Raw genomic sequence first — 13,786 nt, forward strand, 5'->3', positions numbered from 1 at the left:
TGCCCATGTGCGCGGCCATAACGCTGATTCGCTGGGTCTCTGCCTGGTGGGCACCGACCAGTTTACGTCGGCGCAGTGGGCCGTGCTGCGCACCCAAGTATTGACGCTGCGTGTGCGCTGTCCCGAGGCCACTCTGCACGGTCACAATGAATTTTCCAGCAAGCTGTGCCCAGGATTTTCAATGCCGGCCTGGACGTCGGGGAACTTCGCGCCGCTGCGCGGCCGTCTGTGTGAGCGTATCCCATGATGGCGCGCCTGGCTGAGCTGGTCACTAATCCCGAGGGGAGGCTGTCGACCTCGGATGTGATTGTCGTCGGCGCGTTTCTGGTCAGCTGGGCTGTGCCTGGAGCCGTCAGGAGACCGACCTGACGCTCTGGGTCTATCTCAACACCTGGGTTACCCCATGGCAGCGTCGCCCGCTTTAGCGCCGTACGGCCCGCCCGTAAACAGGGAGACGCTGATGACACGGCTACTCGCACTGATTAAGTTCATTCGCCGTCCGTGGTGGATAGTCGTACTGGTTGCCGCTTTGGCCGGTGGTGCAAGCTACTGGCGCGGCACACAGCAGGCCAGGCTGCTCGCCCAGGCAACACTGGCCACCCGGCAGTCCGAGTGTGAAGCTCGACAACGCCAGCAGGCGCAGGTCACACAACAGGCGCTGAAAACCGCCCTGACCCGGCAGCAACAGCTGCAGGGGGGTTAATGACCGGCTCAGTGCGCAGCTGGAAACCACACAGCACGCCCTGACGCTGAAAACCCAACAGTTACACAGGAGTATTGCCTATGCGGTGGCCCATGATGGCGCTGCTTATGCCGGTCTGGGGCTGCAGCGCTACCGAGCCGCCCTCGGCTATACCCCCCGCCGACGATAATACTGCCTTGTCCGCGCCAGCTGGCCAACCTGCTGGTGGTTGCCCCCCATCTCGCCCCCCTGCCCCCCGTAAAGGGGCTTGGCCCGGAGGCGTTGCCTTGCACCACGCCAGCGACTACGGGGCCTGGTGTCTGACCCTGCGAGCCCAGCTGCAGGCGATAAACGCTTTCTATAGCGCACAGGAGAGAGCGCGCGATGAGCCTTGATCTGGCCTTCAATATTGCCCTGAGCCTGCTATCGGCGCTCGGCGGCCCGTGGCTTAAAAGCGTCAATGAAGAACTTCGCCGCCTGCAGTATGAACTGACCCAAGTACGGCAGGACTATCAGCGGCGTGAGGATGCACAGCGCGCCCTGCAGCTGATGACCGGCATGATGCAGGACATCAAGGACAGTATTCAACGTATTGATAACAAGCTCGACCGCAAGGCCGACAAATAACGAGGAGCCTGATTCATGAAACCACAGGATGTGATGTCGCCGGTGCTGGCAGAGCTGTGCACCATTCGTACCCAGCTCGACGGAATCGACCGCCGCCCTGACCGCCTGCAGGTGAAGGGCGCACGGGCCGGCGCTACCGTCGGTGCCGTGACCGGCGGCGTGGTCGCCACCGGACTGGCGCTCATACGGGCGCGACTGGGGGTGTAATGGTGGATTCCAAGGCCACCCGCGAGGGGCTGCGCCGGGCTTATGTGTTCGGCAACCTGTCTCTGGAGCTGGCGGCAATCCAGTGCGGCGTCAGTGTGCATTCCGCCCGGCGCTGGAAAAAAGAGGCGCTGAACAGTGGCGATGACTGGGAGGTAATACGCCGCGCCCATCTGCTGGCCAACGGCGCGCCGGAAGATATCGCGCGCGCCATCCTGACCAGCCTGATGGCGCAGTTTCAGGAGACACTGGAAAAAGTCAACCTGGCTGACACATTGAGTGCCCCAGAGCGGGTTGAGCTGCTGCACGCTTAACAAATGCGTGAAGCAAGTCCATTGCCGCCAGCAAAAAATCCTGCCCGAGACCAGCCAGCTGGCCACCGCCATGAAGACCCCCTGAAGCTGTTCTCGGCGTTTATTCAGGACAAACACCCCCGACATCTGGCGGCGTTTGTTGACATTCTTGAGGCTTTTGGCCGGTACTGGAAAAACATTATGGCTAATCAATTCGTTGAAATCCGGGATGACGTGGCCGTTGCGGCAGACATCAACAAGGTCTGGGTCAGCAACGGCGGCGAGGTGTTTGTCAAGCTGCGCGACGGCGTGGCGCATACCGTGGATGTCGCTTATGGCGAAACGCCGTTCCAGGCGTCAACCCGCATCAAAACCCAGATAGAGGCAGCGCTGGCGTGAAGCAGTTGGTTAAACTATTGCCGGGCGCGTCCCTCGATCCGGCCGAGATCAGCGTGGTCAGGGTTGTTGGCAAGGATGTGTCTGTTAATCTGGGCGACGGTGCGCATTTTTTGCGCCTGGCGAGTGTCGCCGGCAGCGCCGGCAGCGTTGACACGGTGGCAGAGACCCTGGTGTTGCGCATCAATGCGGTACTGGCTGAGCGTCATCATGGCGTTTAAACGTGATTTAAAAGGGGGACATCATGACTAAAGACACAACATTTTATACGCAGGAGCGCATCGACACCGTCAATAAACTGGTGTCGTTAGTGCGCGACAATTTTTCAGATAGCGAGACGAACCGTGCTGTTTTTGCCGAATCGATATGGATAGCCCAGCAAATGCTGAGTGGCCCGATGGAGGCCGCCATGCTTATCAGACAGAGTCAGATTGCTGAGGGATAAGCGACGTGTGCCGATTGTGGTAAAAAACCTGTATGGCGACAAAATTTGCTATCCGTAAATTCCAGCACTCGCTGGCTGCGTTAGCCTCCAGTCTGCGCCGCCCCATCGAGGCCAAATGCCTGGATTTTGATACCGGGTCCGAGGCCATAACGGCGCGGCGTTTACAGGTGGCTGATCCGGTGAACGACTATCGCTATTTTGTGCAGACCTATTCCCCGCACTATATCCGTCATGCCGATTCCAGTGAGCTGCATGGCTATCTGTTTCAGCGACTGCCACAGATAAGTCGCCAGCCCGAAAGGCGAGCAGGACGCCATCGCCGCGCCTCGCGGGGAAGCCAAGTCAACACTGGTCAGCTAGCTGTTTGTGCTGCGGTGTCTGGTATGTGGCATCAAGCACTATGCCCTGATGGTGATGGACTCCATCGACCAGGTGTACCCGATGCTGGAAGCCATCAAGGCCGAGCTGGAATTTAGCCCCCGGTTGCAGGCGGACTTCCCCGAAGCTTGCGGTGTCGGGCGCGTCTGGCAGATAGGCACCACCCTGACGCGCAATGATATCAAGGTGCAGGTGCCCGGCAGCAGGGATGCGGCGACGTTCGCCCCGTCGGCGCATTGCGGCCTGCCGTGATGGATGCGCTGTCCTGCAAAGGCGTGGTGCCGGACTCGGCAGTGATCACCCTGACGGACGCCAACCTGCTGCACGCTACTCGCGACAGCAAGCAGGGCGTGCTGCCGACTACCTCCTGGGCGACCCTGGTATCATTGCTGCGCCAGCCACGCGCGATCATCTACGACCGACAGCAGGCGACGCCGGCGTTACTGTATGTGTTCGATCGGGTTGAGGGGACGGGGAAGCTCGTGATGTACATTGACGGCACGCTCAAGGTACGTAATGAGCTGAATGGTAAGCGTGAAAAAGTTAACACAAACCTGATACGTACCGGCAAGATCCTGCAAGACCTATCAGCACTGCGTAACAAAAAGGTTTATGATCTGCTGTGGGGTTCGCTGGATTGAGCGGGTGGCGTTGGACTCGAACCGGATCATGTCGGCAACGTGACAGCAACCGTTACCCATTGGAAACAACCGACCTGCCATGAGTGTACACCATGATTGACGTCACGATCACTGTTCCCGATACCCTTGCATCAAGCCCTTGAGCGGCTGGCGCAGTCCCTGTGCCACCGCCAGCCGTTGATGATGCACACCCTCAGTGAAGACCTGTATGACGCGGTGATGGAGAATTTCAAGCGGGAAGGCCACCCGCGCTGGCTGCCCATTGACCGCGCCGGCAAAATCCTGCAGCAATCAGGGCGGCTGGCCGCCTCCATTGACAGCGAGGCCGATAACGACCAGGCCGTGGCGGGGGCCAATGTGGTGTATGCGCGCATCCGCCAGCAGGGCGGCACCACCCGGCCCCATACCATTCGCTCCCGCTATAATAAGGTCGCTGCCCTTTAACGGTCGGGTGGTAAAACGCGTCAATCATCCCGGATTAACGATACCGGCGCGGCCCTTTCTCAGTTCGGCCGACCAAGACGATCAGGCCCTGCTGCACACCGTCAATGATTATCTTACAGCGCGCGCTGGACGAGTAACGCTCTGTAAAGGCCGTGGCGCATTTTTTGATAGTGGCAGGCGGGGGGGATGATGCGGGTGAAACCGCGTTAAGCGATTCTGGAGCGATTTAAACGGGTTTTAAACGGGGTATCGCCGCCCTCGTCAGCGGTGTAGTCTGATGGCAGTCCGTTTGTGTCCTTTTCCTTCCCCCACTCTTACCCCCTACACCCCCGTCACGACGAGATACCCGACGCCCAGGTTAGGCTGTTTCCCATAAATACACTTTCTGGGACCGCCACCGCGTGAAAAACACCGTCCGCCTTGCTGCACTGGCGGCTGGGGGAACCGCAGGCCTGGAGACTGATTACCGCTGCCCAGGTGCGCCAGACGCCGTACTGCTTTGACTATGAGCACCACAGGCTATCCATGCCCGGGAGAACGGCCAGCCCGCGCCGGCCGCCGGCTGGTATTCGCAGCTGGAATGGGTCGAAGGCCTGGGGCTGTTTGTGGTGGATGTCGAATGGACCGAGCGTGCCCGCACCCTGATTGCCGCCGGGAAGTGCCGCTTTGTCTCCCCCGCTGTTTCAGTACGACAGGCAGGGCAATGTGATCTGCTTGGTGAATGCTGCGCTGACCCACGTGCCGGCGCTTGACGGTATGGCGGCGCTGCTGGCGGCAACGGCACAACAACTCACGGGAGAAAATGACGTGGATGAGCTGTTAGAACAACTGCGCTGGATGCTGAATCTGCCGCTGTCGGCCACGCCTGAGGAGGTGGCGGTTGAGCTGAAAAAACTCATTGATCGCCTGTCGGGCGGACAAGGGACGGCGGCCGCCCGCATCAATCTGCTGTCGCTGCTTGGCGAGAAGGATAACCAGATTACCGCGCTGTCACAGTAGACCAGCACGCCTCCTGATCCGGCTGCCTATGCCCCGGTCAGGGTGGTCGATGAGCTGCGTGAGCAGGTGGTGGCACTCTGTCGTCAACTGAACGGCAACAACGAAGTCACAGCCCTGCTGACGGCGGCGCTCAGTGATGGCCGCGTGCTCAAAGGGACGAGTGGGACTGGGCGCGGCGGCTGGGTGAAAAAGACGTGGCGCTGCTGCGTGAGCACCTGGCCACCCGTCAGCCGATTGCCGCGCTGTCGGGGCTGCAGACTGGCGGCAACGCGCCGCAAGGTATCGAGGCGCGGCCATCGCCCCTGGGCGCACTGGATGCGCCGGCGCTGGCCGCCTGTCACGCCTTTGGCTACAGCGCCGAGACCATTGCCACCATGATGAAAGATAAGGTGCAGCCATTACCGCCACCACGCAAGATCGTAATACCCCGTACCGGGACGGCGAGCTGACGCCCTATCCGGTGGCGGAGAAGGAAACCATTCCGACCGGCGTTATCGTCTGCCTCAAGGGCGGCTATGCCATCAACGGGCAGGGCGGTGAAGCCCTGGTGTATGCCGAGCGGGCTGATGAAGCTATCGACAACAGTTAGGGCGGTAACGGCGACCAGTACATAGTGGTGCGCCGCCACAAGGCATTTTTGTGGGAGAACGACGGCGCGGTGAAGCAGGAGCATGTCGGCAAGCCAGGAAAACCCGCCAGCCGCTGTACGGCAGGTACCATCATCATGCTTGACGCGGCGGGCGTCTGGGTCGAATAAGGAGACACTGCATATGTTAGTGAATGCTGGAAATTTAAAAGTGATTTTCTGCAACATTAAACTCACCTTTAACCAGGCGTTTGACGCCGCGCCCACCCAGTGGGACAAGGTGGCCACCCTGGTGCCGTCCACCGGCAAGAAGAACACCTACGCCTGGTTAAGCCGCTTCCCACGGATGCGCAAATGGATAAACGACAAGCAGGTCAAGGCGCTGCCGGCGTCAACCTACACCCTGGTTAATGATGACTATGAGGCCACGGTGGAAGTCGATCGCAACGACATCCAGGATGACCAGCTGGGCGTTTACCAGCCCCGGGCGCAGAATGCGGGCTTCGCCGCCAAACAGTGGCCGGATGAGATGGTGTTTGAGCTGCTGAATAAAGGCTTCAGTGAAAAAGGCTATGACGGCTGGCCGTTTTTTAACGATACGCACAGTATGGGCAAAACCACCTACTCCAATCTCGGCAAAAAACCGCTCTCAGCGGTCTCACTGGTCGAGGCGCAGGCGTCCTACGGTGAGGCGTGCAAGCAATTGCGCCAGATGAAGGACGGAGGGGGCGGCCGCGAATATCATGCCCAACCTGCTGGTCGTGCCGCCGGCGCTGGACGATGTGGCGCGTACTCTTTATCACCGCTGAACGTCTGGATGACGGCAATGCCAATATCTACAAAGGGCACCGCCGAGGTGCTGGTCGTGCCCTGGCTGACCTCGGACAGCGCCTGGTTCCTGATGGATACCAGCCGCCCGTTAAAGCCGCTGATTTTCCAGCAACGCCAGGCCCCGCTTGTTTGTCGCCATGACCGATATCAACAGCCCGGCCGTATTTATGCGCAAGTAGTTCAAGTTTAGCGCAGAGGCACGCGGCCAAGCGGGGTTTGGCTTCTGGCAGATGATGGCCTACGGCTCGACGGGCAAATAAGCGTGTATGCACGCCTTGAGGATATGGTGTTGCGCTTTGGTGAGCAGGAGGTGCGCATTCTGACCGACCGCGACAACACCGGCGAGATTGACGCCACCGCGCTGCCCGGCGGGTTGCAGGCGGCTGCCGATGAGATTAACGGCTATATCGGCGGGCGCTATACCCTGCCGCTGCCAGTAGTGCCCTCCGACCTGCGCAGCATTGCCTGTGATATCGCCCGCTACCGCCTCACCGGCGCCGAACGGGTGTGCAGCGATGAAATCCGTGGCCGCTACCGCGACGCTATCCGCTATCTAGAAAACGTCGCCAATGGGCGGCTCACGCTGGGCACCACCTAAAGCGGTGACACGCTGCAGGGCAACGCCGGTGCGGCGTTCTTTTCCAGTCGCCGCGCCTGGGGACGCAACCAGACCGGCGGAGGGGGATTTTAATGATAAGCGAGATTGAAAACGCCATGATGGCGCGGCTTAAAGCGGGTCTGGTCCGCATGGTATCTGCCGGGGCAACTATGGCGGCGAGCTGGAGGATGTGGGGGCTATCGCCCGTATGCTGCTCGCCTGCTGGGCGACCTTTCTTGGCGTGTAGCAGACCCAACCCGTCAGTACCCCCATAAACACCGCTTTTACACCTCCGGGCGTTTCTCGGTGCTGCTGGCGGCCTATTCGGTGCGCGAGGAAGGGTCAGCGCAAGGGCGGCCCGGCCCGCGATGAAGTGGGCTGAAATAGGCTGATTCGGGCCGTTCGGCGCTTAATGAGCCGTCAGGATATGGGGTTGCCTGTCGAGCCCCTGCTGCCGGGCTGGGTGCGCTCATTGTTCAGTACTCGCCTGAACAGTGATGCCTTGGCGGCCTATTCTTGCGAATTTGACACGGTCTGGGTTGAAGAGGCGCTGGATAACGGCCGCTGGCCCGCGCCGGAAGGCGACAATGACCCTGACCGGCTGTTTGCCGACTATCAGGGACGACTGAATACGCCATGGCCGATGCATGAGCGCACCGGGGCTGGCGTATCACCTTAATGACCCGCCCGCAGTTGTTGCGCAGGATATCGTGACCACAAAAGCAAAAGACCATGATTGACGTGATACCAAGGGGGACGCATGAGCATTGATGCCGTGATACCGTCGCCATTGCTGTCGCCAGTGGCGATAGCGTCGGGCGCTGATGGTGAGCATGGTGGAGGCCATCAACACCCTGGACGCGCTACCGGTGACGGCGGCGATGGCGGATATTCCGCCGCCGTCATCCAGCGGTAAAAGTCCCGGCAAGCAGCTGGTGCTGACGGCGCGCAACAAAGGGGCCTGTGGTAGCCAGATTGGCGTGATCGTCACGGTCAGCGCACCAGGTGTCACCGCTGCGCTGACGCCGATGCGCGGCAGCGAAGGCGACCCCGCACTGGATGCGGCGCTGGGCGTCGTTGGCTGGAACGGTACGCTGTCAGGTGACACGGCGCTCACGACCGACGTCAACGCGGCGCGTCTCACCCTGGGCTGGTACCACGGCTCAATGCTGCCCAAGGGCGAGCTGGCGGCGATATATGCCGCCATCATCGCCAGCAAGTCCGACCCGGTACGCCCGCCAATACCCTGGCGTTACCCGGTGCGGACATCACGCCACAGGACAAATGGCCGGGGCGCCGCGAGCAGGAAAACGCGCTGGCCATCGGCCTGACGCCTTTTGAAGTGAACGGCAGTCAGAGTCAGGTGTAGATTGTGCGGGCGGTCAGCACTTATGTGAAAAACAGCATGGGCGTGACCGACCGTTCGCTGATGGATATCACTATCCTGCGCTCGCTGGATTATGTGCGCCTGGCCTGCCGTGCCCGTATCACCCAGCGCTTCCCTCGTGAAAAACTCAACGATATCCGCCTGCAGCGTATCCGCTCCGAGCTGCTCGATGTGCTCTACGCCCTGTCGCAGCTGGAAATTGTTGAAAACGTGGACGAGTATAAGGAGCAGTTGACGGTAACGCGCAGTCGCCAGGATGACCGCCGCGCCGATGCGAGCATCACGGCGGCGGTGTGGTACGCGGCCTGCGTGTGTTTGCCGCCACCATTTATCTTTTGTAAAGGGGCCTGTATGGTACTGGAATACACCGGCGCGGTGGTGCTGGAGATTAACAGCACTGAGGGTTGAGGTGACTGAGTTTAGTCCGCGCGAGAACACAGGCAAGCAGCTGGTCAAGACCATGAACTTCACCGGGCGCGCCAAGGGCTACACCCAGGGGATTGCCACCTAAGAGCTGTCCATCACCGCCGTGGTGCCGGTCAACAATACCCTGCACTGGGAAAAAATCTCGGGCGCGAAATTGACGCAATGCCCCCTCAGCGGCGGCAAGCGCATCAACTATCAGGATGTGTTTGTCACCGAGGTGGGCGAACAGTATACCATTGACAATGAGTCCCGTATCACCATTAGCGCCTTTGCACTGAACAAGGTTGAGGATAACCCATGTACCCACAGCGCCACCTTACCGATAGGCGTGTTTTATAAAGATCAACGGCACCGTGATTTTTACCGTGCGGATCAGCACCATCGGCGACGAGATCGCCGTGGTGGAAGGAGGGTATCCCGGACTCGGGCACCATAGTGGGTGTCCTGGCACGTTGCATCACCGAGCTGGGCAGTATTCCCGCAGAAGAGATCACCTATAGGCTTCTCTGCGATACGCTGGTTTCTGAGGATTTCAAAGTACTACGGGATGCCCAGCTTGAGGCGAAAAAAAAGCTCAGCGCGCTGAAGCCCGCCTGCGCGACTACCGTTTCGCCCTCGTCCGACTCGGGCCGTACGGCATCGGTGCCGCCCGCGCCCGCCGCCTTGACGCTGTAGCCCTGGGCGGGCTGCTCAACGCTATCGGGCGTCTGGAAAACCCCAGGGGCTGGCGGAAAAACAGGACCATCAAAAGCCTGCGCCGCCGCCCTCCCTCAGCCAAACGGACGTAACCCATGGCCCGTGAATTTAATACCCAGCTACACTTTGGCGTCAAGGACAGCGCGACGCCGAGCATTCACCGTCTGTCGGAGGAATTTCGCCGCCTGAGTCAGGCGCGGGAAACCCTGGGGCTGCGGGGCGAGCGTCATCTGCAGCGGGAAATTCAGCGTACCCAGGCGTCCTATCAGAGCGCCTGGCGCGCAGTGGCACCCTGTCGGCCAGCAAGCAAGTGCGCGCCTATGACAGGGTGCAGACCGGCATTGCCCGGCGGCGTCAGGAGATGGCCAGGGCCGAGCGCCGGCACCGCAGCTGGCTCAAGGGGACGCTGTCCCTTGGCTCCGGGATGGTCGCGAGGGCCATATAACCCTGCGGCCAGCCCATCACCCGCCAGATGGACTGCGATGCACACCTGCGCAAGCTGGCTAAATTTGCCTACCGCAATGATAACGCGAGCGTGCGCGAGGCGGGCCTGACGGTCATTGACCAGCACATTCGCGCCGCCACGCACGCCGGCGGCGGCACCCCCGGCCCGGCCATGGAAGCGCTGGAAATCATGCTGCGCTCCCTGCCGAAGGAAAAAGCCTTTTCCTAATCTGCCGAAGGTGATGAAAAACGCCACGGCCACCGGGGCTGAGCTCAAAGAGATGGCGCTGCTGCAAAATGCGGCGGTCAATTTTAACCTCACTGAGCGCGACAGCTGCATCGCCCTGAATGGGGCCACCATAGCGGCGCAACACGGTCTGGTGGATGTGCCGCTGCTGGCCTTGGCTGCCCGCGCGCACTCGAGGCCGCCAAGGCGGCCGGCTTCCACGGGCGGCGGGGCTATGCCCAGACCCTGGCGCTGTTTGAAGCCGCCGGCTCAGTTGCCGGTGAGCCGGATGAGGCTGCCACCAACGCCAACGATTTACTGGCAGAGCTGTCCTCTACCAACTTGAAGAACAACGCTAAAAATCTGCTTATCCGGGGCAAGGGTGTCGATGTCCAGGCGCTGATGACTCAGGATGCGAAAGCCGGCCTGACGCCGCTCGATACGCTGGACCGGGTGATACAACTGGCAGACAGACACGATGCGCAAACGAAAAAACTGCGCGCCGAGCTGGCCAATACGCGCGATCCGGAAAAGCGCGCTAACCTGGAAGCGGCGATTGAAGGGCGTCACGGTGCCCATGTCTCGACCCTGCTGACCAATCAGCAATCGCGCAATGCGTTTTATGGCTATGAACGCAACAGGACGATGTTCCGACAGCTGACCGATGAGGTGGTCAAGCAGTTTGAGACGCCGGAAGGGGCGCGTTCGGCCGATTTGGATTTTAGCCTGGTCAGAAAAGGCAGCCAGTTTCGCGTTCAGCAGGCAGAGAATGAGAAACTCTTTGCCACCAACGACGCCGTGGCCCCGGTCTCTCAAGTGCTGGGCGACGTGGCCGAAAGCGGGGCCAGGCTGTGGCACAGGAATTCCCGGGTCTCACCACAGCGGCAACCCAGGCGTCGCTGGCCATTACGCGCTAGGTGCGGCGGCAGCCGTCAAGACCGGCGCGGACCTGCTGCTGGGTAAAGGCGGTGGCTCGCTGACCAGGGCCGCCGACGGCCTGCTGAAAAGCGCGGCCAAAAAAGCCGCCGCGCTACCAAAGGGCATTCCTCTGCTGGGAACCGGCCTGATGGCCTGGCAAGGGGCGCAGGCCTTTCCGCTCATATAGCTGCAGCGCGGCAAAAGGATAAAGCGGCTGAGGCGCAGGCACGCGGGCTACCGCCCAGCCCGGTGCCGATGCCGTCTATCGGCGCGCTGGATGTTGCTGGACGAGATACGTCGCTGGCTGGCGGGAAGTCACGCTACGCCGCGTGAGGCGACATCGGCGACGGCGACCCCGGCCACCACCGCAGCCCCGCCGTGAATATCAGCGTCACGCTGGACGGGCGCGAGATTGCCATTGCCGTGGAGACGCGGCTGGTGCGTGACGGGAGACGACACTGATGGTTGACACTATTTATCCACTGTCCGGGCAGCTGGGTGTCGATATGCTGCTGCTGGCGTCGTTCCGGGGTATCGCCTTCGATTGCCTCTACACCCGCGAGGTGCTGGCTCGCGACACGGTGGTGTATGAATACCCCTGGCGCGACGGAGCGGAGATGGAAGACCACGGGCTAAAAGCACTGAACTTGCGCCTGTCAACGCTGTTCTGGGGCAACGGCTACCAGACGCGCCTCAAGGCGTTTCTGGCGGCGCTAAAAGCCCCCGGCCCCCGGTAGGCTACTTTACCCGGTGTATGGCTCGCTGCCGCGCGTGCAGCTGCTGGAAGCGGGCGTTGAGCACGAGGTAGAGCTGCTTAATACGGTGACCGTGGAGCTGGTGTTTGTCGAGGCCAGCACCGAACAGGCACTGTTTGCGCTGCTCGGTACCACCCCACGCACCGGCGGCCTGCTGGACCGTGTCACCGCCGGGTTGTCGGTCGCACTGGCGACCATCCGGCGCGGCAATAAAGGTATCGCCCGCATCAGTAATCTAGTGGCCTCGGCGGAGTATGTGGTGCAGACCTCGCTGGGCAGCGTGATAAACTACCTTGATATGCCCACGGCGTTTGTCTTTGACCTGAAAAGGTTGCTGTCCGCTTTCAGTGACCGGTTGAATTTTAGCGAGGTGATGTGGCTGTCAGACTGGCTGGCGGTGCGCAGTCAGGGCGAACGGCTGGCCGGGTTTGCCGAACGGCGTGTGACTGCCAGCGCTGCCGACGGTCAGGGTGGCGTTTTTGCCTCCACCCTAAACCGCGCCAGCATTATGCCGCCGGGCGACCGTGGGCTGATTAACCAGACCGTGCGCCTGGTGACGATAGCGGAGTGGGTTGACGTGGCGGCAGATATCTTTCAGGCGGAAAAGAAGACGCCTGACGCTCTCTGACAGCGATATTAAACGCCTGTGTGAGGAGGTGCGCGCATTAATCGTGACCGCCATCGTGACACAGCGCACCGTGATGGACACCCGGCAGCGTACAGCGCACCAGGCGCGTGACGTTACACCCGACGCCCGTAACGGCAGCCGGCTTATCGCTGCGCTGCAGCAGCTGGCCCCTACCAGCTGCTGCAGAGCCAGGCCCGCACCCTGATAGTACGCCGTCCGACGCGCGTTTTGCGGCGGGTCACCCGGGCGTGTAATCTGCATCTGCTGGCTTTTGAATGATACGCCGAGGCCGCGCGTGCCAGCGAACTGGCCCGATTAAATCCCACCCTGCGCAACCCCAACGTGCTGCAACCCGAAGACCGTTTGTATGCCTTCGCCCGTTAACACTACTGAGCGCATCGCCCTGCAGATTGGCGGGGTAGCCCATGATGACTGGCTGGGATATTGAAGTGGACGCCGACCTGCTGACCCCGGCGGCGGGCTGGGCGTTCAGCGTCGGGCTAAGCCAGGCCCGTCTGCCGCCCAGAGGTCAGGGTGGGCGCACGGGCCCGAACTGCGTGCCGGTGACGCGCTTATCATGACCGGCCAGGTGGATGAACTGCGCCACGAGGTGGCGCGCGGGCAGCATACACTGAGCGTTTATGGGCGCGATGCAGCCGCCGTGCTGGTTGACTGCTCGGCCCCGATATTCAGCGCCCGGGACATGAGCCTGTAGGAGGTGGTCACCCAGATAGTGCGGCCGCTGGGCGTCCACCCGCATTCGTCTGCAGGCCACCTCGCCGCTTTCCGCCAAAAAAGTCAGCATTGACTCCGGCGATACCGCCTGGGGCGCGCTGCGCAAGGCGGCGGAAGCCAGCGGGCTGTGGCCCTGAGTGAGCGCCGATAACACTCTGGTGGTGGGCGGACCGGATCACAGCACCCCGCCGGTGGCTGCGCTGATATTGCGGCGCGACGGCCAGGGCAATAACCTGCTGCGCCTGGCGGTGAGCGAAAATATCAGCAGCCGCTACTCCGAGGTGACGGTACTGGCCCAGGGGCACGGCAGCGCACAGGCCGACGGCCGCCATGACCGCCGCAGCCAGGTGAAAGATAAGACCGTTCCGCTCTACCGACCCCTGGTGGCGGTGGTGGGTGATACCGACAGCGATGAGGAGGTGCATTTTCGCGCCCGGAAGCAAACGG

Annotated in this window: 31 protein-coding genes and 4 pseudogenes; all 35 read left to right on the plus strand. The window is 61.4% G+C overall.

Annotated elements, in window-relative coordinates; all coding sequences use genetic code 11:
* Positions 1-247, plus strand: a 247-nt coding sequence (locus ACTBDU_RS12900) for a hypothetical protein (RefSeq protein WP_438806727.1), incomplete at its 5' end; no start/stop codon positions are given.
* Positions 244-369 carry a hypothetical protein gene (locus ACTBDU_RS12905; RefSeq protein ID WP_438806728.1) on the plus strand — a complete coding sequence of 42 codons (126 nt, stop codon included), beginning with the start codon at positions 244-246 and terminating at the stop codon, positions 367-369. The genes ACTBDU_RS12900 and ACTBDU_RS12905, both read left to right, overlap by 4 nt.
* Positions 370-460: 91 nt before the next feature.
* Positions 461-703, plus strand: a complete 243-nt coding sequence (locus ACTBDU_RS12910; RefSeq protein WP_438806729.1) for a hypothetical protein — start codon at positions 461-463, stop codon at positions 701-703.
* A gap of 80 nt (positions 704-783) precedes the next feature.
* Positions 784-1,077, plus strand: coding sequence for a hypothetical protein (locus ACTBDU_RS12915; RefSeq protein ID WP_438806730.1), 294 nt, complete (start codon positions 784-786; stop codon positions 1,075-1,077).
* Positions 1,067-1,309, plus strand: coding sequence for a hypothetical protein (locus ACTBDU_RS12920; protein ID WP_438806731.1), 243 nt, complete (start codon positions 1,067-1,069; stop codon positions 1,307-1,309). The genes ACTBDU_RS12915 and ACTBDU_RS12920 overlap by 11 nt, the downstream gene beginning before the upstream one ends.
* 15 nt (positions 1,310-1,324) lie before the next feature.
* A complete protein-coding gene (locus tag ACTBDU_RS12925) occupies positions 1,325-1,516 on the plus strand; it encodes a hypothetical protein (protein WP_438806732.1) in 192 nt (63 codons plus the stop codon).
* Positions 1,516-1,827, plus strand: a complete 312-nt coding sequence (locus ACTBDU_RS12930) for a DUF1804 family protein (RefSeq protein ID WP_438806733.1) — start codon at positions 1,516-1,518, stop codon at positions 1,825-1,827. The genes ACTBDU_RS12925 and ACTBDU_RS12930 overlap by 1 nt, the downstream gene beginning before the upstream one ends.
* Positions 1,828-1,830: 3 nt before the next feature.
* Entirely contained in the window at positions 1,831-2,205 is a 375-nt protein-coding gene (locus ACTBDU_RS12935) for a hypothetical protein (RefSeq protein ID WP_438806734.1), read from the plus strand.
* A complete protein-coding gene (locus tag ACTBDU_RS12940) occupies positions 2,202-2,423 on the plus strand; it encodes a hypothetical protein (RefSeq protein WP_438806735.1) in 222 nt (73 codons plus the stop codon). The genes ACTBDU_RS12935 and ACTBDU_RS12940 overlap by 4 nt, the downstream gene beginning before the upstream one ends.
* A 23-nt stretch (positions 2,424-2,446) precedes the next feature.
* Complete coding sequence (locus ACTBDU_RS12945) at positions 2,447-2,647, plus strand: hypothetical protein (protein ID WP_438806736.1); 201 nt, start codon at positions 2,447-2,449, stop codon at positions 2,645-2,647.
* 32 nt (positions 2,648-2,679) lie between these two features.
* Positions 2,680-3,229, plus strand: a pseudogene (locus ACTBDU_RS12950) (phage terminase large subunit); the annotation flags it as partial.
* 47 nt (positions 3,230-3,276) lie between these two features.
* A complete protein-coding gene (locus tag ACTBDU_RS12955; protein WP_438806737.1) occupies positions 3,277-3,666 on the plus strand; it encodes a hypothetical protein in 390 nt (129 codons plus the stop codon).
* A gap of 126 nt (positions 3,667-3,792) precedes the next feature.
* Entirely contained in the window at positions 3,793-4,110 is a 318-nt protein-coding gene (locus ACTBDU_RS12960) for a phage virion morphogenesis protein (protein ID WP_438806738.1), read from the plus strand.
* 575 nt (positions 4,111-4,685) lie between these two features.
* Positions 4,686-4,862, plus strand: a complete 177-nt coding sequence (locus tag ACTBDU_RS12965) for a phage protease (RefSeq protein ID WP_438806755.1) — start codon at positions 4,686-4,688, stop codon at positions 4,860-4,862.
* Positions 4,777-5,244, plus strand: a pseudogene (locus ACTBDU_RS12970) (phage protease); the annotation flags it as partial. The gene ACTBDU_RS12965 and the pseudogene ACTBDU_RS12970, both read left to right, overlap by 86 nt.
* 26 nt (positions 5,245-5,270) lie before the next feature.
* Positions 5,271-5,558 (plus strand): annotated as a pseudogene (locus ACTBDU_RS12975) (phage protease); the annotation flags it as partial.
* Between the two features lie 11 nt (positions 5,559-5,569).
* Positions 5,570-5,698, plus strand: coding sequence for a hypothetical protein (locus ACTBDU_RS12980; protein ID WP_438806739.1), 129 nt, complete (start codon positions 5,570-5,572; stop codon positions 5,696-5,698).
* A gap of 24 nt (positions 5,699-5,722) precedes the next feature.
* Complete coding sequence (locus ACTBDU_RS12985; RefSeq protein WP_438806740.1) at positions 5,723-5,866, plus strand: hypothetical protein; 144 nt, start codon at positions 5,723-5,725, stop codon at positions 5,864-5,866.
* A 13-nt stretch (positions 5,867-5,879) separates the two neighbouring features.
* Positions 5,880-6,716 carry a Mu-like prophage major head subunit gpT family protein gene (locus ACTBDU_RS12990; RefSeq protein WP_438806741.1) on the plus strand — a complete coding sequence of 279 codons (837 nt, stop codon included), beginning with the start codon at positions 5,880-5,882 and terminating at the stop codon, positions 6,714-6,716.
* Between the two features lie 72 nt (positions 6,717-6,788).
* The gene (locus ACTBDU_RS12995; RefSeq protein WP_438806742.1) at positions 6,789-7,124 is read left to right on the plus strand and encodes a gp436 family protein; all 336 of its coding nucleotides are present in this window, start codon (positions 6,789-6,791) and stop codon (positions 7,122-7,124) included.
* 391 nt (positions 7,125-7,515) lie between these two features.
* Positions 7,516-7,803, plus strand: a complete 288-nt coding sequence (locus ACTBDU_RS13000; protein ID WP_438806756.1) for a phage protein Gp37 — start codon at positions 7,516-7,518, stop codon at positions 7,801-7,803.
* Between the two features lie 145 nt (positions 7,804-7,948).
* Complete coding sequence (locus ACTBDU_RS13005) at positions 7,949-8,455, plus strand: hypothetical protein (protein WP_438806743.1); 507 nt, start codon at positions 7,949-7,951, stop codon at positions 8,453-8,455.
* Between the two features lie 62 nt (positions 8,456-8,517).
* Positions 8,518-8,919 (plus strand): phage tail sheath C-terminal domain-containing protein, encoded by a 402-nt coding sequence (locus ACTBDU_RS13010; protein WP_438806744.1) that lies wholly within the window; start codon positions 8,518-8,520, stop codon positions 8,917-8,919.
* Between the two features lie 124 nt (positions 8,920-9,043).
* Positions 9,044-9,373: a hypothetical protein gene (locus ACTBDU_RS13015; protein WP_438806745.1), complete on the plus strand. Its 330-nt coding sequence runs from the start codon at positions 9,044-9,046 to the stop codon at positions 9,371-9,373.
* On the plus strand, positions 9,373-9,612 hold the full coding sequence (locus tag ACTBDU_RS13020; RefSeq protein WP_438806746.1) for a hypothetical protein: 240 nt from the start codon (positions 9,373-9,375) through the stop codon (positions 9,610-9,612). Before ACTBDU_RS13015 ends, ACTBDU_RS13020 begins: the two co-directional genes overlap by 1 nt.
* A 493-nt stretch (positions 9,613-10,105) precedes the next feature.
* On the plus strand, positions 10,106-10,306 hold the full coding sequence (locus ACTBDU_RS13025; RefSeq protein WP_438806747.1) for a hypothetical protein: 201 nt from the start codon (positions 10,106-10,108) through the stop codon (positions 10,304-10,306).
* A 13-nt stretch (positions 10,307-10,319) separates the two neighbouring features.
* The gene (locus tag ACTBDU_RS13030) at positions 10,320-10,649 is read left to right on the plus strand and encodes a hypothetical protein (RefSeq protein WP_438806748.1); all 330 of its coding nucleotides are present in this window, start codon (positions 10,320-10,322) and stop codon (positions 10,647-10,649) included.
* A complete protein-coding gene (locus ACTBDU_RS13035) occupies positions 10,646-11,266 on the plus strand; it encodes a hypothetical protein (RefSeq protein WP_438806749.1) in 621 nt (206 codons plus the stop codon). The genes ACTBDU_RS13030 and ACTBDU_RS13035 overlap by 4 nt, the downstream gene beginning before the upstream one ends.
* A gap of 416 nt (positions 11,267-11,682) precedes the next feature.
* Complete coding sequence (locus ACTBDU_RS13040; protein ID WP_438806750.1) at positions 11,683-11,958, plus strand: DNA circularization N-terminal domain-containing protein; 276 nt, start codon at positions 11,683-11,685, stop codon at positions 11,956-11,958.
* Positions 11,959-11,992: 34 nt separating this feature from the next.
* Complete coding sequence (locus ACTBDU_RS13045; protein WP_438806751.1) at positions 11,993-12,604, plus strand: hypothetical protein; 612 nt, start codon at positions 11,993-11,995, stop codon at positions 12,602-12,604.
* Positions 12,605-12,659: 55 nt separating this feature from the next.
* On the plus strand, positions 12,660-12,809 hold the full coding sequence (locus ACTBDU_RS13050) for a hypothetical protein (RefSeq protein ID WP_438806752.1): 150 nt from the start codon (positions 12,660-12,662) through the stop codon (positions 12,807-12,809).
* 220 nt (positions 12,810-13,029) lie between these two features.
* Positions 13,030-13,185 carry a hypothetical protein gene (locus tag ACTBDU_RS13055; RefSeq protein ID WP_438806753.1) on the plus strand — a complete coding sequence of 52 codons (156 nt, stop codon included), beginning with the start codon at positions 13,030-13,032 and terminating at the stop codon, positions 13,183-13,185.
* Positions 13,182-13,319 (plus strand): hypothetical protein, encoded by a 138-nt coding sequence (locus tag ACTBDU_RS13060; protein WP_438806754.1) that lies wholly within the window; start codon positions 13,182-13,184, stop codon positions 13,317-13,319. Before ACTBDU_RS13055 ends, ACTBDU_RS13060 begins: the two co-directional genes overlap by 4 nt.
* Positions 13,320-13,407: 88 nt before the next feature.
* On the plus strand, positions 13,408-13,476 hold the full coding sequence (locus ACTBDU_RS13065; protein ID WP_438806757.1) for a hypothetical protein: 69 nt from the start codon (positions 13,408-13,410) through the stop codon (positions 13,474-13,476).
* Positions 13,477-13,786 (plus strand): annotated as a pseudogene (locus ACTBDU_RS13070) (phage tail protein); the annotation flags it as partial. It lies immediately after the preceding gene.

Source organism: Sodalis sp. (in: enterobacteria) (genome assembly GCF_051710625.1).
Taxonomy (GTDB): domain Bacteria; phylum Pseudomonadota; class Gammaproteobacteria; order Enterobacterales; family Enterobacteriaceae; genus JBPESN01.